Source organism: Chryseobacterium sp. OV279 (assembly GCF_900128945.1).
Classification (GTDB): domain Bacteria; phylum Bacteroidota; class Bacteroidia; order Flavobacteriales; family Weeksellaceae; genus Chryseobacterium.
Window position 1 is genome coordinate 1,288,307 of the sequence record NZ_FQUD01000001.1, and the last position, 23,540, is coordinate 1,311,846.

General features: G+C 42.3%; 11 protein-coding genes. 9 read left to right on the top strand and 2 right to left on the bottom strand.

What is annotated here, in order from left to right; translation table 11 throughout:
- Positions 1-23 precede the first annotated feature (23 nt).
- Positions 24-722 (bottom strand): LytR/AlgR family response regulator transcription factor, encoded by a 699-nt coding sequence (locus BUA72_RS05855; protein ID WP_072922143.1) that lies wholly within the window; start codon positions 720-722, stop codon positions 24-26.
- The gene (locus tag BUA72_RS05860; RefSeq protein WP_228407838.1) at positions 722-2,374 is read right to left on the bottom strand and encodes a histidine kinase; all 1,653 of its coding nucleotides are present in this window, start codon (positions 2,372-2,374) and stop codon (positions 722-724) included. The genes BUA72_RS05855 and BUA72_RS05860 overlap by 1 nt, the downstream gene beginning before the upstream one ends.
- Positions 2,375-2,495: 121 nt before the next feature.
- On the opposite strand from BUA72_RS05860, the gene BUA72_RS05865 reads away from it, so the two are divergent.
- The 9 genes from BUA72_RS05865 (at position 2,496) to BUA72_RS05905 (ending at position 23,514) form a co-directional block, all read left to right on the top strand.
- A complete protein-coding gene (locus BUA72_RS05865; protein WP_072922145.1) occupies positions 2,496-4,871 on the top strand; it encodes a TonB-dependent receptor in 2,376 nt (791 codons plus the stop codon).
- A 167-nt stretch (positions 4,872-5,038) separates the two neighbouring features.
- The gene (locus tag BUA72_RS05870; RefSeq protein ID WP_072922146.1) at positions 5,039-5,647 is read left to right on the top strand and encodes a hypothetical protein; all 609 of its coding nucleotides are present in this window, start codon (positions 5,039-5,041) and stop codon (positions 5,645-5,647) included.
- 611 nt (positions 5,648-6,258) lie between these two features.
- Entirely contained in the window at positions 6,259-13,266 is a 7,008-nt protein-coding gene (locus BUA72_RS05875; RefSeq protein ID WP_072922501.1) for a type I polyketide synthase, read from the top strand.
- 19 nt (positions 13,267-13,285) lie between these two features.
- Positions 13,286-17,518 carry a type I polyketide synthase gene (locus tag BUA72_RS05880; protein ID WP_072922147.1) on the top strand — a complete coding sequence of 1,411 codons (4,233 nt, stop codon included), beginning with the start codon at positions 13,286-13,288 and terminating at the stop codon, positions 17,516-17,518.
- Positions 17,506-17,805 (top strand): acyl carrier protein, encoded by a 300-nt coding sequence (locus tag BUA72_RS05885; protein ID WP_034728171.1) that lies wholly within the window; start codon positions 17,506-17,508, stop codon positions 17,803-17,805. The genes BUA72_RS05880 and BUA72_RS05885 overlap by 13 nt, the downstream gene beginning before the upstream one ends.
- Entirely contained in the window at positions 17,796-18,590 is a 795-nt protein-coding gene (locus tag BUA72_RS05890; protein WP_072922148.1) for an alpha/beta fold hydrolase, read from the top strand. Before BUA72_RS05885 ends, BUA72_RS05890 begins: the two co-directional genes overlap by 10 nt.
- Positions 18,583-20,988, top strand: coding sequence for a glycosyltransferase (locus tag BUA72_RS05895; RefSeq protein ID WP_072922149.1), 2,406 nt, complete (start codon positions 18,583-18,585; stop codon positions 20,986-20,988). The genes BUA72_RS05890 and BUA72_RS05895 overlap by 8 nt, the downstream gene beginning before the upstream one ends.
- 4 nt (positions 20,989-20,992) lie before the next feature.
- A complete protein-coding gene (locus BUA72_RS05900; protein ID WP_072922150.1) occupies positions 20,993-22,264 on the top strand; it encodes a condensation domain-containing protein in 1,272 nt (423 codons plus the stop codon).
- Positions 22,261-23,514, top strand: a complete 1,254-nt coding sequence (locus tag BUA72_RS05905) for a condensation domain-containing protein (protein WP_072922151.1) — start codon at positions 22,261-22,263, stop codon at positions 23,512-23,514. Before BUA72_RS05900 ends, BUA72_RS05905 begins: the two co-directional genes overlap by 4 nt.
- Positions 23,515-23,540 lie beyond the last annotated feature (26 nt).

Genomic DNA, 23,540 nt, shown 5'->3' on the forward strand with positions numbered 1-23,540 from the left:
ATCTTCGTCGTTAAATTCAGGCATTAAACCATTTTATTTTTTAAATCTTTATACTTGGAACGTCCTACCGGAAGCACTTCACCTGTTTTAAGCAAGGCTCCATAGCGTGTCCCGGGATTGATAATGATCTTTTCAATTTGTTGAAAATTAACAAGGTAAGATTTGTGAATACGTTCAAATCTGTCGGGAAGAAGCTGCTGCAAATGCTCAAGTGACTTATCGTGGAGCTCATTCTGTCCATTGCTGAGATGCAGTTCAGTGTAAATTCCGGCCCCTTTGATGTAGATCACCTCAGAAATATGGATCAGACGAACCTGTCCTGCTCTTTTTACAGCGAGGTATTTAATGCCTTCATCCGGTTTTAAGGCTGGGCTGACAAACCTGGTCAAAGCCTTAAAGAGCCTTTCCTGATCAAAAGGTTTGGGAACAAAATCCAGAACGCCATACGCAAAAGCCGTGATAGCTTTATCGATATTGGCAGAAACAATGATGGTATGAAAAGAAGCAGCCACCATCTGCTCCAACAACTCGAAACCATTGTCGCCGTTGAGATTAAGATCGAGTAGAAGGAGGTCAGGAATTTGTGCTGAAACCTGATCAAGTCCCTTTTGCAGAGAATCACAGATAACGATCTCATTAGGCTTGTCCGCAAAAAATTCTGAGGTCATACGCTCCAAACGGCGGGCTATTCTGGCCTCGTCCTCAATAATCACTATATTCATTATTTTAAAATTTGAATGGTAGACTTCCAGCCGTTTTCCGTAGCACCCGATTCGAATGCCCAGTTTGAGCCATAACTTTCAGTCAGTCTTGCTTTGATATACTTAAAACCGTTTCCACCCGTGCGGTCCGTCATGATTTGTCTGTTCTTCGCTACAGTTTCAAAAATATACTGATGCGCCTCTTTTGACTCAGAATAATGGAGTATAAATTGAATCGTATTTCCAGACAAAGGTTCACTGTGGGTAATACCATTCTCCAGCAACGTATGAATAACCGCCGGCGGGATCAGCTGTGTTTCATCGATTCCCTTTTCCTCCCAGATATAATTCATTTCTTTCCGGAAGCCCATCACCGATATATGTTGACGACAGAGCTCCAGTTCTTTGGTGACAGAGATCAGGGTCTGTTCAGAGATTTCGTTCATAATGTCAAATTCTTTGGCCAGTGCCTGTATAAAACGGGCGCCATCCTTGGGAGATTCTTCCACCCAATCCATCATGGAAGTCAGGGTATTCCTTAAAAAATGAGGTTGGATATTCTTTTTAAGCAATTCCAGTTGTAGTCTTGACGAAAGTAAAACTGCATTCTGGTGTTCCGCCTCAATAACACTGGTACGGATAGAATGAAGGTAAAGCATCGACAGTACAATAATAGTAAAACTGATGAACAGCCCGAAATCATAAACCACCAATCTGTTGACCAATGCGCTCGCCAAAAGAGCCGCCAGAGCTATAAAACCTCCTTTTTCCTTTTGAATAATGCCATTTAGAACCACAATAAAAGCAGCGATCAGCATAGCCAAGCTATAAAGTCGGGCAGTCAGGTCATAGTGTCCGTAATTAAACCCATAAAGTCCCAGCAATGTCAACAGCAATGCGAGCATCAGCCATTTTCCATGTCTGAAATTAAACTGAATCATAAAATACCACGGAACCAGCAATGCATTGGCAAACGTCAGCCATCCGATGATCTCAAGACGAATGAAAAATTCAGAATAAGGAATCACCACATGGAATTTCAGATATTCCATGATCAGTAAAGTAAAAAAGAGAAGACAAATGGTTGCAAAAATCAGGATGTCCTTCTGTCTCCGTTTGCTGTTCAGATAAAGGAAAAGATAATAAACTGCTGCGATCAGAAAAGCTCCTGCCATCAGGTTCATATAAGCCATTGTGATCAATGGTCTTGTGATTAATGTTGTGTAATTATTGATGTCAAATCCAATGCTCCGCTGCATATCCGGATGCAGTGACTGAGAACTGCGCATGGCAATGGTATGAAGACCCGGCGAAATCAGATGATCCGGAATCCTGTAATAGCTGCACTCGGTTCCCGGAATTTCAGGATTTCCGTTTTTGGGAAGCTGTCCGTTTTTACCAATCAGGATACCATCCCAATAGACTTCAAAAGCCCCGAAGGAATCGATCTGAAGTCCGAGAGGTGTCAGTTCGTTCTCCACCGGACGCAGGTCGAGCTGTGTACGTGACCAGAATATCTTGTCTGAAGTATTGCCTCTTATTTCCGACCAGTCTTTATCGTTATAGTTTTTATCAGCCCACATCATATGGTCTCCGGTTTTATAGACCGGTATCGGGTCCTCATTACGGATAACAGGCGTGGCCAGCAGGCTGAGCAGCGTTAATAAAAACATTAAAGTATGCATGATGTAAATATACAAGCTAATTTGAAAAACCGGATGTCGTTTGAAAGCCTGTAGAGTTGTTCAGATGTTTCTGCTGTGAATGGCTGTTTCTGCGATTTAAATTTACATCATGAAACAAGTAGTCATCATTATTTTTACCCTCTTTTCTGTTCAGTATTCATTAGCACAGAAAGCTCAGGTCACCGGAATCATTCAGGAAAAATCTGCCGTACCTATATCTTATGTAACGGTCACATTAAAGGAAAGTACGGATAAAGCCATTGCAGCCGGTATTTCGGATAGTAAAGGCGTGTTCAGACTGGAAAGCATTCCGGCCGGAAAGTATACCATCAGTTACAGCCTTGCGGGTTTTAAAACCATCAGCAGACCTGTCGAAGTCAAGTCTGATGAGGTAATCAATGTAGGGACAGTTATTTTAGAATCTGATACAAAACTTTTGCAGGAAGTCTCCATAACAGGGCAGCGTTCATCCATAAGTTTAAAACTGGACAAAAAAGTTTTTGAAGTAGGCAAGGATGTTCTCTCGCAGTCAGGAGCAGTAACGGATCTACTCAACGTTGTTCCCTCGGTTAGTGTAAGCCCCGGTGGGGAAATAAGTTTGCGGGGAAATAATAATGTATTGGTATTGATTGACGGTCGTCGGACCGGGCTGACTCAGGGTAATGCTTTGGAACAGGTGCCTGCCGATCAGGTAGAGCGTGTGGAAGTGATCACGAATCCTTCTTCCAGATTTGATGCGGCCGGTTCTGCAGGGATTATCAATATTATACTCAAAAAGAACAAAAAAGGAGGATTCAGCGGCCAGCTTCGTCTGGTAGGCGGTATTCCCAATGAAACACGGATCAGTCCTAGTCTGAATTATAAATCGGACAGGCTCAATCTGTTTGCGACTTATGGAATCCGGTTATCTGATTATGTAGGTTTGTATACGATGAAACAGTCCACCGGACTTTCAGGAGAGAGGGTTGATTTGAACAGAAGGCAGGATGAGGACAGACATGATGATGCTAAATTACTTTATTTTGGAGCCGACTTTAAGATCAATGATCAGAATACCATTACCGCAGCTTTCATGCGAAACTCAACGCATGATCACGACAAAACCCGACTGAACTATGTCTATTCAAATAAAAACGGGGCTCTAGACAGCAGCCTCACCAGAAAGGGCGAATCATGGGAAAAACGGAGCTATAATCAGCTCGAATTGAATTACACCAAAAACTTCGCTAAGGCAGGTAAGAAACTGACAGTAGATATGCAGTATGATTTCTGGGACAGTGACAAAGACTGGAATTTATCAACCAGCAAAGTATTTCCAACTGCTATTGACTTACCGATGATCAGAACAGGTTCAATGGGCGCCAGTAAAGACTTTATGATTAAAACAGATATGATACAGCCTCTTGACAGTACATCTACTCTTGAATTCGGTTTGAAATTAGAGGATAGGAGAGTGAACAGCGACTTTATCGCAGAACAGCAGAATTCCGCAGGCTGGGAAATCATTGAACAGATTGATAATCATTTGTTATATAAAGAATTGATTGGAAGCGCTTACGTCCAGTTTTCCGGAAAGACCGGAGCTTTGAGTTATCAGGCTGGTTTGCGTGGCGAACTCACCCATATCGGGATCGAAGACCGCGCGGGAAGCTATAGCAATAAAAAAGATTATAACCGATTGTTTCCGACATTCAACATAAGCTACCGTTTCAATGAACGGTCAACTTTACAGGGAAGTTACAGCAAGCGGATCAACAGACCAAGACTGGGCATGATTTATCCTTTTAATGAACTGACTGATCTTACAAGTCGTTATGTAGGGAATCCGGATCTTAATCCTTCATACGCTAATGTCTTTGAAATCGCTTTCCTTAAAAACTGGAAGACGCTTACGTTGAATCCATCCTTCTATTATCAGCGAAATACCGGAGTGATGGAGGATTATACGTTCCGGAATGCAGAAGGGCTGTTTATCACAATGCCGGTTAATATCAATAGAGAAACCCGTTATGGTTTTGAACTGTCAGTACTCTATAATCCGGTCAAATGGCTGCAGGTGAATACAGAGCTTAATCTGTTTCATTATGCCGAACAGGGAAGTTATAAAGATCAGAGTTTCGACTATTCCGGGAATACCTTAACTGCCCGTGTAAGTGCTCAGCTGAAGCTGAAGAATAAACTTGCTTTTCAGATGCTTTATAATTTCAGAGGAGCCAATGCTACTGCTCAAACCCGTACAGATGCTCTTCACAGCATTGATTTTGGACTCAGCAAGACTTTTTTAAAAGATAAAGCAACCCTGATGTTCGATGTCAGTAACCTCTTTGGATTACGAAAGTCAAACAGCAGAACCGTAGGAACAGATTATGAAATTAGCCAGACCAATATTCCTAATGCCGCGCGGTATCGGTTAACGCTGGTTTATAGATTTAATCAAAAAGACAATCAAGCGGTAAGACAAGCCAAAAGCGGGAACAGGGATTAATTTATAGGTATTTTAATTAAAAAATCTGCTTGATCTGTGAAATCTGCGAGCTTAAAATAGGTCTTGCCAATTTTGCAGATCAGGCAGATTCTTTTACCATTCTGGTGTGATTTTTTTGACTTAAATTTGGTCTTTCGTCTTCTATGACGGAAAAAAAATACTGACAGATGGCAGATGAAATACAGATTTTAAAAGATTTCGTGGAGGGTAAACTTTCCGATAAAGACTTTGAACAGCAGCTTTACACCAATCAGGATTTGGAAAAACGGCTTTCAGATCCGGCAATAGATTGGCGGGGAACTTATTTACAAAACACCACTGCTTACTTTTATCTGATTGAGCAGGATTATAAAAATGCTGAAGGAAGACTCAATGCTCAAGGAACGGTACAACTGTTTTTAAGCAAAATTGGAGTAGAGATCACAGCTTGCGCACAAAAGTCTGATGAGTATGAATTCATTGTAAGTACCAGCCCCAAATATATAGACGCTGATGCCGGATTTATCGAACAGCATATTCTGCCAAAAGACAAAACACTTTCAAAATCTGAACAAAAACAATACATAAAACAGCGCTACACGGAACTTTTTAAATACCAGACTAAACCACCCAAATGGTTACAGAATCCGGAATGGCCGATTAAAAACGATCAACCTCTGTTCTTTTTAGGGCAGATTGAAATAAAAAAAGGTGATTTTTTCCATGATGAGGGAAGTATGTACCTCTTTATGGATCCCGAAACTGAAATTATCGATATCGTAAAGCAATTTTACTGATCCGGTAAAAATGGCTAAAAATGAATATCATCCTGTTTTTGTCATTAAAACCTTTGTAAAGAAATAGGATGATTTTCCCAATCGGATAATAAAGAAGGTTTTATAATCTTCTTATTTTCATAACGTTGCTTCCCGGTAACGTTATTTTTTTTGCGAAAATCTTATGAAATTTTGTCATTGTTTTTTCAAAATTCTGAATTTTATGATTTTTTTTAACGGATCATCAAACGCACTTTTTCCAGAATTCATACGCTTTTGTAGACATGTTATATTTTTGTAATATTAGAAAAATAATTCTCTTATTTTTGAAATATTATAGTTTTTATTTCTATATTTGTCTTACATTAATCAATTATAAACAATTATAATTGAATCTGATAGACTGTACCGTCTTATTTTCTGAGAATAAAAATATAAATTGCTTTTTTTAATAGGATTTAAATTCATAATAATTTATTGTTAAAAAATTATTATCAATTTTCATTTATGGTTAGAAATGTAATATAAATTTATTATTTTTATTCCCTCATAACTAGCAAACGCTCATGATGCCGAAAGGTCCAGCGTTTTGTTATGGAGTTTCTAGTTATCACCTCAATACCATAAATGCAATGAAAAACTTAACCATTATTGGATTAACGCCTTTTGAAAAGCCGGATGTCAGTCTTATGCCTAAATTGCACCAGGCGGGTGCATTTCCCATCTTAAGCTTAGGACACAATGCGGCGGCCGCTCAGGAAGCACTGAATCAACTTGATCAGACAGATGTACCTTCTTATGGTATCTATCTACCGAACGACAAATTTATATCCCTGCAGATCCCGAAAAAAGTAAGTTTCGCGATCCTTCCGTCCGGAGTTTCGATGAATATTGTACCGGATCTGCCTGTTATCTATCAGGTAACCAGTTTGGATGAAGCCAGGCTGGCCGAACAGTCGGGTGCAGAAGGAATTATTATAAAAGGAAATGAGGCAGGAGGTCTGGTAGGCTATGAGTCTACTTTTGTACTGTTTCAGCGTGTCATTAAAGAAATTCAAACTATACCTGTATGGGTACAGGGTGGAATAGGACTGCACACAGCTGCCGCAGTAAAATCATTAGGAGCAACCGGAATTGTACTCGATAGCCAACTGGCACTATTCCCGGAGAGTTCCGTTCCTCAGGAGATCAAAGACCTGTCCTCAAAACTCAACGGTACAGAAACTAAAATTATAGCCAACCATAGGGTATTGGTGAGACCGAATTCACCTGTATTACCTGAAAATGTCACGGCCGAAGAGCTGAGACAATATTTCACGGATCTTGACCCAAGTAAGAGTTATATTCCTATGGGACAGGATATTTCATTGGCAATAGATCTGTATGAAGATTTCAAAAGCCTGAAAAAAATGGTTTTTGGGTTCAAAGAAGCCATGTATGGTCACCTGAAGCAGGCCAAAGCACTTGAAGTGATCAGTGAAAATAATATAATGGCCCAGAAACTGGGATTACGTTATCCTATCGCACAGGGGCCAATGACCCGTGTCAGCGATGTTCCGTTGTTCGCCAATGCTGTAGCAGACGCAGGAGCTTTGCCTTTTGTTGCTTTATCTTTACTGAAAGGTGAGCAGGCGAAAGCTTTAGTGATGGAAACCAAAAAACTGGCTGGTGAAAAAACATGGGGTGTAGGTATTCTTGGATTTGCTCCTCAGGAATTAAGAGAAGAACAGACCGCTTATATATTGGAAGCCAAACCTCCGGTAGTTCTTATCGCAGGAGGAAGACCTGCGCAGGCTAAGGTGTTTGAAAAGGCGGGTATCACAACCTTCCTTCATGTTCCTTCTCCTGCATTACTGGATATTTTCCTGAAAGAAGGCGCTACCAATTTCATCTTTGAAGGCCGTGAGTGCGGCGGTCACGTAGGTCCGCTTTCAAGCATGGTGCTTTGGGAAAAACAGATTGAACGTATTTTAAAAGAAGAACATCCGGAAAATATCAGCGTATTTTTTGCAGGCGGAATTCATAATGCATTTTCAACAGCATTCGTTTCTATCATGGCGGCTCCTTTAGCAGCCAGAGGCGTAAAAGTTGGCGTATTGATCGGAACTGCTTATTTATATACAGAAGAAGCCGTTCGTACCGGAGCTATTCAGGAAGAATTTCAGGTACAGGCCATGCAGGCAAAAGACACGGTCTTACTGGAAACAGCACCGGGACATGAAACACGTTGTTTAAATACAGCTTTTGCTAAACATTTCAGCACCGAGAAAATTAAACTTCTGGCCGCCGGAATGGATAAAAAAGAAGTTTGGGAGCAGCTTGAAAAACTCAATGTGGGCCGACTTAGGATTGCTGCAAAAGGAATCGATCGTCAGGGCGACAAATTGGTTAATGTTCCTAAAAACGAACAGCTGGATCTTGGAATGTACATGATCGGTCAGGTGGCTACGATGCAAAACCGCGTCATTTCCCTTGCATCACTGCATCAAAACGTAAGTATTGATAATTTTAAATATATTGAAGAGGCGGCTTTACCGGAGCAACCGGTATCCACAGAAAAACCTCTGGATGTAGCGATTGTCGGGATGGAATGTATTTTCCCGGGCGCTAAAAACCTTGAAGAATACTGGCGAAATATCATTTTGGGAAGAGACAGTGTCACAGAAGTCCCTGATGAGCGCTGGAACAAAGAACTTTACTACCACCCGGATTCAGACGGACCGGATGTATCTCACTCGAAATGGGGCGGATTTATTCCAAAAATTGATTTCGATCCATTGGCATTCGGAATTCCTCCTCAATCTCTTGCTGCCATTGAACCCACACAATTGTTAACTTTATTGGTTGCCAAGCGTGCGATGGAAGATGCAGGTTATGGAGAAAAACACATCAACAGAGAAAATATTTCTGTTATTATAGGCGCTGAAGGCGGTAATGATCTGGCCAACAGCTATAGTTTCAGAGGATACTATAAACAGGTTTTCGGAGAGCTTCATGAAGAAGTGAAACAGGCATTTCCACATACGACGGAAGATTCATTTCCGGGTATTTTGGCGAATGTGATCGCAGGTAGGATTACGAACCGTCTGGATCTTGGCGGAAGAAATTTCACCGTAGATGCGGCTTGTGCTTCTTCTTTAGCAGCGATTGATCTGGCCTGTCAGGAACTGATATTAGGGAAATCCGATATGGTTCTTGCCGGGGGAGCAGATTTACATAACGGGATCAATGATTATCTGATGTTTTCCAGTACGCACGCACTTTCGAGAAAAGGAAGATGTGCTACATTTGACGGAGATGCTGACGGAATTGCCCTTGGAGAAGGCGTTGCAATCCTTGTCTTAAAAAGATACGAAGATGCCGTTAGAGATGGCGACCGTATTTATTCTGTGATCAAAGGAGTGGGAGGATCAAGTGACGGAAAAGCACTGGGTCTTACAGCACCTAGAAAAATAGGACAGGTACGTGCTTTAGAGCGTGCTTATTCCCAAGCAGGGATTAGTCCTGCGGCAGTTGGTTTAGTGGAAGCTCACGGAACCGGAACTGTAGTAGGAGATAAAACCGAACTGAGTGCACTGACGAATTTATTCAGCCGTTCAGGAGCGATACCGGGACAGACTCACTTAGGTTCTGTAAAAACGCAGATCGGGCATACCAAATGTGCGGCCGGATTAGCCGGGCTAATCAAAGCTTCACTGGCAGTATATCACGGTGTAAAACCACCAACACTTCATTTACAGCAGCCTAATGCTTATTATAATGCCCAAACCAGTCCTTTTGCTTTTTATGCAGAAAGTGGATTGTGGGGCGAGAAAAACCGTTATGCCGGAATCAGTGCTTTCGGATTCGGGGGAACCAATTTTCATACGGTTATTGCCAACCATCCTAAGGAAGACGATTCTGCTGTATTGCAGTCGTGGCCGTCAGAATTGTTTGTATTCCGTGGGGATACATATGAGGATGCGAAAATTCCATTGTCACAGATTAAATCTCTATTGGAGGTTAATGGTGATATTCCATTAAAAGATATGGCTTACAGCTTAGCGGTTGGTTCAGATAAACCAATTCAGTTAACCATCGTTGCTGACACTGCCGAACATTTGATGATGAACATCGAACTGGCATTATCCGGTATCGAAAGTAAAGATACTTTCACTGTGAATAAACGTGATGGTAAAGTAGCCTTCCTGTTCCCGGGACAGGGCAGTCAGAGAATCAATATGGCCCGCGATCTGTTCGTAGCTTTTCCGGCTATGCGTAACCTGATCGAAGGATATCCTGAACTGGAGAAAGTGGTTTTCCCTTCAACAACATTTGATGAAGCTGCTTTAAAACAACAGAAAGAAACTATTAAAGATACCCGCCTGGCGCAGCCTATCTTAGGCATTGTTGACCTGGCTTTAGCTAACTTCCTGAAATCACTGGACATCGTTCCGGATATGGTAGCAGGCCACAGCTATGGTGAATTACCAGCTTTATGTTTTGCCGGGGTTTTTGAAGAAGAAAAACTGGTTGATCTAAGTATTCAAAGAGCTCATGCCATTTTGGATTCAGTAGAAGGAGGTGATCCTGGAACTATGATTGCGGTAAGCGCAACAAGAGAACAGTTGCAGCCGGTATTAGACAAGACAGAAGGCTGTTATCCGGTTAATTATAATGCTCCGACCCAATGTGTAGTGGCAGGAAGTACGCCGGCAATCAATAAATTAATGGAGATCCTTAAACAGGAACGTATCTCTGCTAAGAAACTGGAAGTTGCGTGTGCATTCCACAGTCCGTTGTTGGCCAAGTCCAAAGGCTTATATAATGAAGTTTTAAAAGAGGTTCCTTTCCAGGAAATGCAGATCCCGGTTTGGTCGAATACAACAGCTGAAACCTATCCTGCAGCGCCTTCAGCAATCAAGGAAAGACTGACGGATCATTTGGTACAGCCCGTGAGATTTGTAGAAGAACTTCAGGCGATGTATGCAGACGGAGCCAGAATATTCATTGAAGTAGGCCCTGGAAAAGTTCTTTCCGGACTGACTAAATCCTGCTTGGAAAAAGATCAGCTGACTCTGTATGTAGAAGACAGCAACCGAAATAAACTAAGCCATCTTCTTTCTATGCTGGCACAATATCTGGGAACTGGCAGAAGTTTCAGCATTGAAAAACTTTTCGACGGCCGTAATGCCAGACTGATTCAGATAGACCAGCCTGAACTGTATAAGAAAAATCCAGCCATCTGGCGTGTGAACGGACAAATGGCGCATCCAACCACAGGTAATCTGCCGGCTAACGGTGCATTACCGATATTAAATCCTATTCCCATGAACAATTTTACGAATAACCAACCAGCTCCTGTAGCCGAATCTCAGCCTGCCGCTGAACGTATGCTTCAGGAATATTTAAATACCATGAAACAGCTGATTCAGGCACAGCGTGATGTGATGCTTTCCTTCCTGGGACAGAATCCACAGGTCAGCCCTGCACCTGTTTATGCTGCGCCGGTACAAGCACCAGTGAACGATCGTTTGGTGACGATTCCTGCACAGCCGGTCCATGTAGAAAAACCTGCTGCTGTTGCGGTAAAACAGGCTCCGGTAAAAGATATTAAAACCCTGTTGCTACAGGTGGTCAGCGATAAAACAGGATATCCTCACGAAATGCTCGGCATGGAAATGGACCTGGAAGCTGATTTGAGTATTGACTCTATCAAAAGGGTAGAAATCATCGGAACGCTTCGCAGTGAACTGGGAGCGCTTACATCAGGTAATGCCGATGAAGATACGGTCATGGAGAAATTAGCATCGATCAAAACGTTAAGCGGTCTGGTTTCCTGGTTGACAGAACTGACAGGAACTCCAACAGCCGCTCCTGAAAAAAACGGAACTGCAGTAACACCGGCAGCAGAAGTAGAAAGTAAATCTGCATTCTCTCTTGAAGAACTTCAAAATATAATTCTGGATATCGTCAGTGATAAAACAGGGTATCCGAAAGAAATGTTGGGATTGGATCTTGACCTTGAAGCAGATTTGAGTATCGATTCAATTAAGCGTATGGAAATTATCGGAGATCTTAAAACCAAAATAGGTTTCGGTCAGGATATGGACCAGGCGGATGATCTGATGGAAAAACTGGCGGCCATTAAAACATTAAAAGGATTGGCCTTATGGATCAGCGAAATGAGTGGAAACACCGATGGTGATGCTGATGCTGAACCGGTACAGAATTTATTGTCACGTCTTCGTTTTGACCTCACTCCAACCGATGTTTCTACAGAACAGAATACAGAAATCATAAAGGGAAAACGTTTTGCCATCACTCAGGACAACAGTCCCCAAACGATGGCGATCAAAAATACCCTTGAAAAATATGGAGCTATCGCAGAATTGGTAGATACGGAAAGAGATCTTAAAGATTTTGACGGATTAATCATTCTGGATCTGTTCTCCTCAACCGTAAAACACAGCATCATTGATCACGTAGATCAGATCAAGAAACTGGATCTTGATAAAGCCAAATGGGTGTATCTGATTTCAGATATTCCGGCTCATATTCAGGAACTGACTGATACCCGTCTTTTACGTCATTACAAAGGCTATCCGGGACTTTTCAAAAGTTTAGCAAGAGAATTTGAACAAACCTCTTGCAGACTGATCAGTCTGAGCACGCCACAGGAAGTTGATCAGATTACAGAGATCGCTTTAAAAGAAATATTAACCACAGATAAACCTTCCGAAGTCGTTTACAAACACGACCAAAGGCATAAAATAGATATTATCCCATCTCCATTGTCAACAAGCCTTGAAGAAGCGCATATCCAGCTGGATCAGAAATCTGTAGTCTTAGTACTCGGAGGCGGACAGGGAATCACTTCTGAATTGGTGAAGCATATGTCCGGAGCGTATCCGTGTACCTATATTTTGGTAGGAAGATCGGCAGATCCTAGAGATGTCATAGCGGACCTTAAAGAAGTGGAAGCCATGAAAACCAAGGAAGAAATAAGAGGCTATCTTATTAAAACCGGAAAATTCACTTCTCCTTCTGAAATAGAAAAAGAGACCGTAAGAATTTTCAAAAACAATCAGATTCTGCGTACCATCCGTGATATGGAACAACTGGGAAGTACGGTAGTGTATCAGTCTTTAGATCTTTGTGACGAAGAAGGATTATCAGATCTGATCAAAAATATTTACGATAAATACGCCCGTTTAGACGGAGTTATTCATGGAGCAGGTCTTTTGGAAGACAAACTTTTCAGACAGAAAACCTCCAGCTCATTTGAGCGTGTATTCGATACCAAAGTAAAACCGCTTCGTGTATTGGCAGAACAGCTGCGTGCCGACTGTCAGTTTGTAGTGCTCTTCTCAAGCATCGCTTCGGTATACGGGAACAAAGGACAGACAGATTATGCTGCGGCCAACTCCGTACTGGATGATTATGCGAAAGCTTTAAACAAAAAATTAAAAGGAAAAGTAATCTCCATCAACTGGGGCCCATGGAAAGGAGCCGGAATGGTTTCATCGACTCTGGAAACAGAATATGAACGCCGCGGTATTTCTTTAATTCCATTGGACCAGGGGAAAGAAATCTTCCTTAACGAGATCAAATACGGAACCGAAAGTCAGGTATTGATCATGTCTGGAAACAACTGGTAACCCTCTGTATACGATAACTATGAAAAAAACAGATGTTGCTGTTATTGGCTTATCCTGTGTCTTTCCCGGGGCACAGGATGCCCATACTTTTTGGCAGAATATTGTCAACAAGGTAGATTCTACCCAATCGGCTCCGGCTGATAGGATTGATCCTGTACACTTTAGTGATAAGACCAGTCCTGTCGACAGATTTTACTGTCAGCGTGGTGGATTTATTTCAGATTATGAATTTGATCCGACGGCTTTTGGGATTCTCCCGTTAGCAGTAGAAGGCACAGAGCCAGATCATTTATTAACCCTTGATTTGGTGCAGAAAGCCCTTGAAGATGCCGGCGTATTTCAAAAGGGAATATCTCTTGAGAAAACGGGTATCATTATTGGTAAAGGAAACTATACCGGTCCCGGCGCGACGCGTGCCATTGAAATCGTACGCACCGGAGAACAGATTTCTTCGCTGTTGCAGGAATTACTGCCTCAGGTATCTTCAGCAGATATCGAAAAAGTGAAACATGCTTTCCAGGAGCGAAAAGGCCGTTTCGCAGCAGATACAGCCATGGGATTGATTCCCAATCTGGTTGCCTCTTTAGTAGCGAATCGTTTCAATCTGGGAGGTGCTGCATTCACAGTAGATGCCGCTTGTGCCAGTGCTTTGATTGCAGTAGATCACGCCGTTCAGGAACTCAACCGTGGCCGTTGTGATATGGTCATCGCGGGAGGTGTACATACCGGACAGAATGCTGCTTTCTGGAGTATTTTTGCCCAGTTGGGAGCTTTGTCTCATCAACAGCAGATCAAGCCGTTCAGTATGGATGCAGACGGTTTATTAATTGGTGAAGGCTGTGGTTTCGTCGTGTTAAAACGATTGGAAGATGCAGTCCGTGATCAGGATAAAATCTACGCCGTGATCAAAGGTGTTGGAGTAAGCAGCGATGGGAACGGAACCAGCGTGATGAGCCCGTCCGTTAAAGGTCAGCTTAAAGCTTTACAACAGGCCTGGATCAATGCAGATCTGGACGAAAAGCAGATCGGTTATCTGGAAGCCCATGGGACAGGAACACCGCTTGGAGACAAAACAGAACTCCAGACCCTGGCTCAGTTTTTTACTAAAGAAGAAACAACTCAGGCTGCAGGAATCGGATCCGTTAAATCCAATATCGGACATGCCATGCCGGCTGCCGGGATCGCAGGTTTAATCAAGACCTGTCTGGCGCTTCATCATGATACTTTACCGCCTACATTATATTGTGAAAATCCAATTGCAGATATGGAGCAGACCCGTTTTGCTCCGGTACAGGAACCGAAAAGCTGGTCAAAAACAGGCTTGCCGAAAGTAGCGGCAGTTAATGCCTTCGGATTTGGAGGGATCAATGCACACGTTGTTCTGGAAGGCTATGATATGCCGAAGAAAGACCGTGTTTTAGTATTGGCAAGACCTACCCATGAAGAATTACTTTCAGCTTTAAAAAACAACGAAAACAGAGTAGGAGAAGGGGATTACAGGATTGCTTTATTCGACCCGACCCCTGAAAGAATAGAAAAAGCGACTAAAATTGTAGCTAAAAATAATCCATGGCGCAATAAACAGGATATCTGGTACACCAACACACCTTTACTGAAAGATGGAGGTAAAATTGCCTTTGTATTTCCGGGGCTGGATGGCCTTGCGAAAGGAGAGGTGGACAGTGTGAGCCGTTATTTTGGATTAACCGAGCCTATCGAAACAGAAGGGGAAGGTTTATTAAGTGATGCATTGGGAATTTTCAACAAATGCAGCATCCTTGATAACGCCCTGAAAAAACTGGGAATTGTTCCGGATATGAATGCGGGACACAGCTTGGGAGAATGGCTGGCAGGATATTCCTCAGAACTGGCAGAAGTGAATTCTGTTAAAGCTTTGATTGATGTTCTGAATCCGGAAACCTTTGAATTAAAAGATTCCAGATTCATTGCGATAGGAGCGGGGATTGATGCAGTCAAGCCTTTTATCGATACCATTCCCAATCTTTATATTTCCAATGACAACTGTCCCAATCAGGTGATCCTTTGTGGCAGTAATGCTGCTCTGGATGAACTGGTTCCATTGTTAAAATCAAAACAAATCTTTCATCAGGTTCTGCCGTTCCAGTCCGGTTTTCACTCACCGTTTATCGCTGATAAACTGGATGTGATTTTAGCAGGAATGGAAAAAGCGCAGTTTCAACAGACGAAAATCCCGTTGTGGTCTGCAACGACTTTAGAACCGTATCCTGCCGATCAGGATGCGATCAGAAAACTAAGTGCCGAGCATTTGGTGCAGCCGGTCCGTTTCCGTGAACTGACGGATAAACTGTATGAAGAAGGTGCAAAATTCTTTATTCAGATTGGTACCGGAGGATTGATCGGGTTTATTGATGATACTTTGAAAGGAAAAGCATTCAGTACGATTGCTTCCAGCGTGGCCACAAGATCTGCACTGGCTCAGCTGCAGCGTGTGGTAGCCGCATTATTTGTGGAAGGTAAAACCGTAGCATTGGACTTTTTAGAAGTACAAAGCCAATCTAAAAAGTCATCAGGAAAGGGAATCAAATTACAGTTAGGTTCGCCGATCATCCGTGATTTTAAAGAAATTCAAAATCTGGCTCAGTCCTTTGAGATGCCAAAACAAAATACGGTTTCAGCGACGGTCGCTAAGACAGGTCATCCTCTGGTTCAGGCTTTCCAGGAAAATATCACTGATATGATCCGGATGCAGGAAGAGGTATTGACATTGTTTCAAAACCGTCCGGAAATTACAATCCCAAGACCTGTGGTTTCTAAAGCACCTGTCAGCAAAAATTTCTCGAAACTTCTGTATGTTACTTTAGATACGCATCCTTACCTCATCGATCACAGTTTATTGAGACAGCCGAAAGGATGGACCACTGTTTCTGATATGGAGCCGGTGATCCCGATGACCATGATTTTTGAGCAGTTAGCAGAAATAGCACAGGCCGAAATACCGGGAACCCGCATTCATAAAATCATGAATGTAAGTGTGTTTCAATGGATGAATGTGGCCAAACCTTTTGAAAAAACAGTCAAAGGAGAATGGCGTTCCAATAACCATGCTTACCTTGATATCGAGAACTTTGCAAATGCAGAAGTCTTACTGGCTTCATCTGCACCTGCTGTTCCTGCCTTTAATCTGGCAATCGGGGACCTTCTGCCGATTGAAAGAACACCTGAAGAGATCTATGATAAACATATGTTCCATGGAGAACTGTACCAGGGAATTACAGAGATTTCAGCAGTAGGAACGAAGGGAATTGTAGGAAAAATCAAAGGAAACGGTGGAAAAGGATCTTTACTGGATAATGCCGGGCAATTATTCGGATTGTGGCTGCAGCTTACCCTGACCAAAGACCGTATTGCTTTCCCTGTGAAAATCAGAGATATTGAATTCTTCGGAGATATGGAGGATCAGGACGGCCTTTTTGAATGTACCTGCATCCTTACCGAGCTCAATGAAGAATTTGCCATTGCCGATATTATCCTTAAAAGAGACGGAAAGGTATGGTGCGCGATTACAGGCTGGCAAAACCGCCGACTGGAAATTGATGAACCGCTGTGGAATGTTTCCATGTCGCCTTTGCACAACCGCCTTTCGGAGGAAATAGCTCCTGAGGTATTTTTCTTTCATCAGGCGTATACGAGAGTGGCTTCGTGGGATTTTATTCTTAAAAGATATTTCAATCAGACGGAAAAGCAATATCATCAGCAGTTGTTTCCCAACAAGCGGAAAGAATGGATGGTAAGCCGTGTAGCCGTGAAAGATGCCGTACGAAACCTTCTCCGTGAAAAGAAAAATCATCCCTGTTTTCCCATCACTTTTGAAATAGGGAAGGATGAAGTCGGAAAACCTTATCTGATAGGCGATGTCACGGAAGATATCCATATTTCTTTAGCCCATAAAGAAAAGGATGCGGTTGGTATTGCACGTCAGGGCGGCCCGGTGGGAATCGACATGGAACTCATGGAGGAACGCAGCTCCGGATTTTACGACCTGGTATTTACCGATCACGAATTAACCTTATTAAAAGACAGAGATCAGGCAGAATGGACCACCAGATTCTGGGTAGCCAAAGAAGCGTACGGAAAGTTTCTGGGAACCGGACTGAAAGGAAATCCAAAGGCCTTTGAAATTACCAATATTGAGGGAGATCATTTATGGATCAACCAAACTGAAATAAAAACTATTAAACATAAAAAATATATTATCGGATGGACACTATAAACAACACATTAAAATTGAATCACGAAGAATTGTTCACTCTTTTAAAAGGTTTTATTACGGAAGTGATAGGCGCTGAATTTGTAGAGGAAATGGATATCACTCCGGACAGTTCATTCACCAAAGACCTGGAAATGGACAGCATAGAAATCGTTTCTTTTTCCGAGAAGATCAAAGCGCATTTCGGGGATCAGATTGATTTCACGGGATGGCTGTCTTCTATGGACTTAGACGAACTGATCAACCTTGACCTCCGTATGATCATCAATTATATCTACGAATGCCAATAATCAATGTAAACCATAAACAGGTTCATATTCAGGAACTCAACAAAGGGGCTGAACAGACGGTGGTGCTTATCCACGGGATGTTCAGCAACCTCTCCATTTATTATTTTAATATTGCCCCGATTCTGGCGAAGCATTTCCACGTGGTAATGTACGATCTGAAAAGTCACGGCATGAGCGAACGTTTTACAGACGGCTACGATCTGGAAAGTATGTCATCCGATGTACTGGCTTTGATGGATGTTTTAAACCTTAAAAAAGCACATCTGGCGGGATACAGTTTCGGAGGGCTTATTGCTTTGAAAACGGCATTAAAAGCGCCGGACCGTGTCAGTCAGCTGGTCGTTATAGAAGCTCCGGATCCTCAGGACGAAAAGGCTCGTAACATCATCGATGAATACAGTAAAGAATTCCTCGAACATTACGTGGCCAATTTTACGGACACCACCAAAGTGCAGATGGGCAAAAGACAGATGGAGAAAAACCACCGGATGTATGAATTCCTGTTTGAAAAGACCAGCATTAAAGCAGATATGATCAGGGAAAAACATTTTCTGGGGGAAGCGAATTTCTCAGAACTGGATACGCCCACACTTTTGCTTTACGGATCTGAATCGAACTGTAAACCTACAGGAGAATGGCTGAAAACGCAGATCATTTCATCTGAACTGGAACTGATTCCCGGTGATCACAATGTCCCGATACAGGAACCCGTTCAGATTGCAGAATCGATGGTTCATTTTTTATCTCAATCATTATCTAACGCATTAACACAAAATCATGGCTAAATTTGTATTTGTTGTTCCACCATTGACAGGCCATGTCAATCCAACCTTAAGCATCGGCGCAGAATTACTGCAAAGAGGACATGAAGTGGCCTGGATCAGTCTTGACAAAAATTTAAGTGCAAAACTTCCTGTCGGGGGAGAACTTTTGCTCATTCAATATGACCAGACCGACGAGGAGAAAAGAGAAAGTGAAAGCTATCTCGATATTATTTCTAAAAAAGTAGTCTACGGTATCGACAGTATTAAGTTTCTTTACGATGACGTATTAATTCCTTTAAACAGACATTGCTACAATGGAATCGTTACTCTACTAAAACAATATCAACCCGATTTGGTGATTGGAGATCATCAGTTATTTGCTGCCGCTATTGCTGCTAAAAAACTAAATCTTCCATACAGCACATCCGTTACGGCTCCGGCCGCCATTAAAATGATGGACGAGCTGCCTAAAGTGCATGAATGGGAAGTCAATAAAATCATTGAATTGCAGAAAGAACTCGGTGTAACGGAAAACCGTTCACTGGCATCTTCTGATCTGTTGACACTTGTTTTAACTTCAAAATATTTCTTTGGCGAAATGGATCTGCCGGAAAATTATCAGTTCACAGGACCTGTTCTTATGGAACGCCGCATCTCCTGTGAATTTGATTGGGACAGATTGAAAAGCAGTACCCACAAAAAGATTTTGGTAAGCATCGGAACCACTTTCGATCATGATCATAAAAAAGCATTCTTCCAAAAAGTGGTGGATGCCTTTAAAGATGAAGATCTGACGGTTGTACTGGTCTCTGATCCACAGCTTTTTGACAGCTGGCCGGAAAACTTTATGGTCTACAATCAGGTTCCTCAACTGGATCTCTTGCCTTATCTGGATGGAGTCGTTTGCCACGGCGGTCACAATACTGTTTCTGAAGCACTTTCCAATGGTCTTCCGCTGGTTGTGATCCCGATTGCGTATGATCAGTCTCATGTAGCAGGACGCGTTGTGCGTACCGGAGCAGGAGAGCGTCTTAATTTTAACAGATTTAAATCCCATCATTTAAACGAAGCCGTGAAAAATATATTAAACAATTCAGAATATAAAGAAGCTGCTGAAACGGTTCGTGAATCTTTCACCGAAGCCGGAGGTACAGCCACCGCAGCCAATTTGCTTGAAAAAGCATTAATTCCTGCTGATGAAACCATAAAGCTGGGGTCTAAATTTTTATTTGTGATCCCGCCGTTTTTTGGCCATATCAGCCCGACCTTAAGTGTGGGAGCCAGCCTGATCGCCCGTGGACATGAAGTGAAATGGTTTGGAATTACCCCATTAGACAATAAACATATTCCGGAAGGAGGAAGTTATTTTTATCCTGAAGAAGATCTTATTCCGTTTCAGGAGGATATCAAACGTATTTTAAAGAGACAGGATGACGGGCCGGCGTGTTCAGGACCTGAAGTGATAAAGCTCGCACTGGAAGAAACCTATGTTCCGTTTGCTAAAATGATGATGCCCGGATTGGAGCGTCTCATGGAAAGCTGGAAACCGGATGTTCTGGTGAATGACTGCATCACTTTCGGAGGAGCTCTTTTTGCCCATAAACATCATATTCCTTGTGTAACAACTACGCCTGTTCCCCCCGATGTAATGGGCGATACGGCGAATAATGCACCCAAAATATTCGAATGGCAGCAAAACCTGATCAAAGATCTTCAAAAAGAAGTGGGGATCAATGATGAAGGTATTTTTATCCATTCCAATAAGCTGAATCTGGTATTCACATCACAGACGTTTGCTGATTTTGAAACTGTTCCGTCTCATATGAGATTTGTAGGACCGGTAAAAGGACGTCCGAATCCGGCTCCATTTGACTGGGAAAAACTGGAAGCATCTACGACCCCAAAAATATTTGTATCACTCGGGACTTTGTTGGTAGATATCCGGAAAGCCTTTTTTGAAAAGGTGATTGCCGCTTTTGCAGATCAGCCTGTAACGGTGATTGCAGCCACTCCGCCGGAGATATTTGATGAATGGCCTTCTAATTTCATCGTGAATGGTTTTGTACCGCAATCTGCATTGATGCCTCATATGGATGCGGTGATCTGCCACGGAGGTTTTAATACCGTTAATGATACATTCACCAACGGGTTACCGATGTTGATTACCCCTATTGCCTACGACCATTTTCATATTGCTAAATTAATTGAAAAGGCAGGCTGCGGAATCAGCATCCGATACAAGAGATTACGTGTTGAGGCTCTTCGTGAAACTGTTTTTGAATTGCTGGAAAATCCTGCGTACAGAAATGCAGCGAAAGAGGTTCAGGCCAATTTGCTGAATGCCGGTGGTAATGACCGTGCGGTAGAGCTTCTGGAAGAGTTTGTACAGCAACATCGTTCAACATTAGTTACGGTATAAGCCTATGCGACGAAAATTGTTATTTGGTGAGCGCATGCTGCTGGGTGACGGAACAGAGCCCTTCAATGCGGTGATTCCGTTCCGGTTGCGCGGAACCTTTAAAGAGGAAAATATTCAACATGCCCTGAATCAGATTCAGGGCAAACATCCATGGTTGAGAGCACTCATCAGCCATGATGAAAACAATATCCCGTGGTTTGAAGTTCCGGAAAGACGTCTGCCCATCCCGATACGGATCGTGGCCCGAAAAGGAGAGGACGACTGGAAAGAAGAATCCGCAAGAGAGTGGAAAACCTTGTTTAATTACGGAGAATTGCCATTGATCCGTTTTGTATGGATCAAAGGGGAAGAGGTTTCAGATATGCTTTTTTCTTTTCATCACTGTTTGTGTGACGGTGGTTCTGCGATGGCTTTCCTGTATGAATTTTTACAGCTGCTGGATCGTCCTTCCGCAGAAATTGGGGTGGAAAATCCCATACTTGGAATTCATGATGTGGTTCCTGCTGAGATTTTAACCAACCGCAAACAAAAACTGAAAGCGAAAGTGATCGGAAGATTGGCAGCGACAGCCATCAAATGTATTCCTGTCAACAAAAAAGCCATTGACCGACAAAATGATTATCTGATCCACTGGAAATTTGACAAAGAAATGAGCCAGGAACTGATTGCTTACTGTAAATCACAGGAAGTTACGGTTAATACGTTCCTGAGTGCAGCCGTGCTTCAGGCATTTAAAAAAGTGAGAGGGGCAGCGGCTTTCAATAAAGTTTCGTGTCCGGTAGATATCAGACGTTTTGCAAAGCAGATCAAAGAGGATCATATTTTTGCTTTCGGGCTGATGATCGTGGTTTCAGCGAATCAAAAAATAAGTTTCTCAGAAAACTTAAGACTGATGCAGGAATCTGTAGAAAGAAAAACCTCCAAACTGAATCCCTACATTACCATGATGGTGATGGAATCCGCGCATGATGCTTTGAAAAATTTCACGAAGCTGTTGAAGCATGGCAAGTCTTCCAACGACTGTATGTTTTCCAACTTGGGACGCATTCAGATTCCCCATCAATACAAAGAATTTACACTGGATACCATTTTCAGTCCTTCGGTGATCGGACCTTTGGGAAATACGACGACGATGGTGACATCAACATTCAACGGGGAAATGGATTTTTCATTTGTAGGAAGTGAGGGATATTTACCGTATGCTGAAGCCTTAGCGATTCGTGATGAGGTGATTCAGACGGTAAAATTACAATTAGACCATATAGCAGTATTATGATCAGGCGAAATTTAATGATGGTAGAACGGATCATGTATGTGGATCCCGAAACACCTGTCAATTGTGTATTTACGGCAAAAATCAAAGGGAATATCCCTGAGGAAAACTTTAAGGCTGCTTTAGAAAAAATCCAGCAGAAACATCCATTGTTGAGAACCAGAATTGATAACAGCAGTGAAAAATATCCCTTTTTTATAGAAGTAGAAGAAGTTGAATCTATTCCGCTCCGTATTGTTGAGCGGAAAACAGATGAAGACTGGCTGCAGGAATCCGAAAGTGAATGGTTTCGGCTGTTTAAAGATGATAAAAAGCCACTGGCTCAATTGGTCTGGATTAAAGGAAATGATGTATCTGAAATTCTTTGGGTACTGCCTCACTGTATCTGCGACGGAACTTCACTGGTCACCATGATGAAGGAACTTTTGGGGCTTCTGGATGATCCTTCTTTTGAAATGAATCCTTATGATGTATTCAATTCAGTCAATGATTTTCTGCCTATTGATTTCAATATGAAAAAAAAGAAGCGAAAAGCCCGTTTTTACCTGATGATGGCGCGACTCTTTTTTCTTATGCAGCGTAAAAGTAAGACAAGAAACCTTGGCAGCAATTACGTTGTTCATTGGAAGTTGAATTCAGATACAACCGCACAAATCACAGAAAAGTCTAAAGCTCACGGTGTTTCTGTACATGCTTTGCTTTGTTCTTCGTTTATGCAGGCTTTTCAGGATGTTCAGGGAAAGCAGGCAAAAGGAAAAGTGATCAGTCCTGTGGATGTGCGTCATTTTATTCCGGAGATCAGGCAGGATCAGGTTTTTGCTTTTGCACCAACGGTTGAACTGTCATTAAAAAAAGGAAATACAGATTTACTGAGTAATGCCAGACAGATCAAAAAAGATCTTGTAGAAAAAATAGAAAAAATGGAGGCCAGAGAGCTTCTGTGGATGGGTGAGCAGATGCATCCGGTCGCTGAACGTATGGTTTCTATGATGAAATCCAGCAAAGGCGGTCATGATGTAACGCTTTCCAATATGGGAAGAATCAATATCCCAAGCGATTACAAAAATTTTAAAGTGGAGACGATCATCAGTCCGACTGTTGCCTTTCCATGGCTGAATTCGAATACTTTGGTCACAACAACGTATAACCAGCAAATGGACTTTACGTTTATGTCCAACGAGCATTTTCTGCCCAAAGAAGAAGCTGTTACCATTAAAAATAAAGCCATTGAACTCCTGACCTCATCGCTATGAAATTTAAACTGAAGCCGCCACCCCCT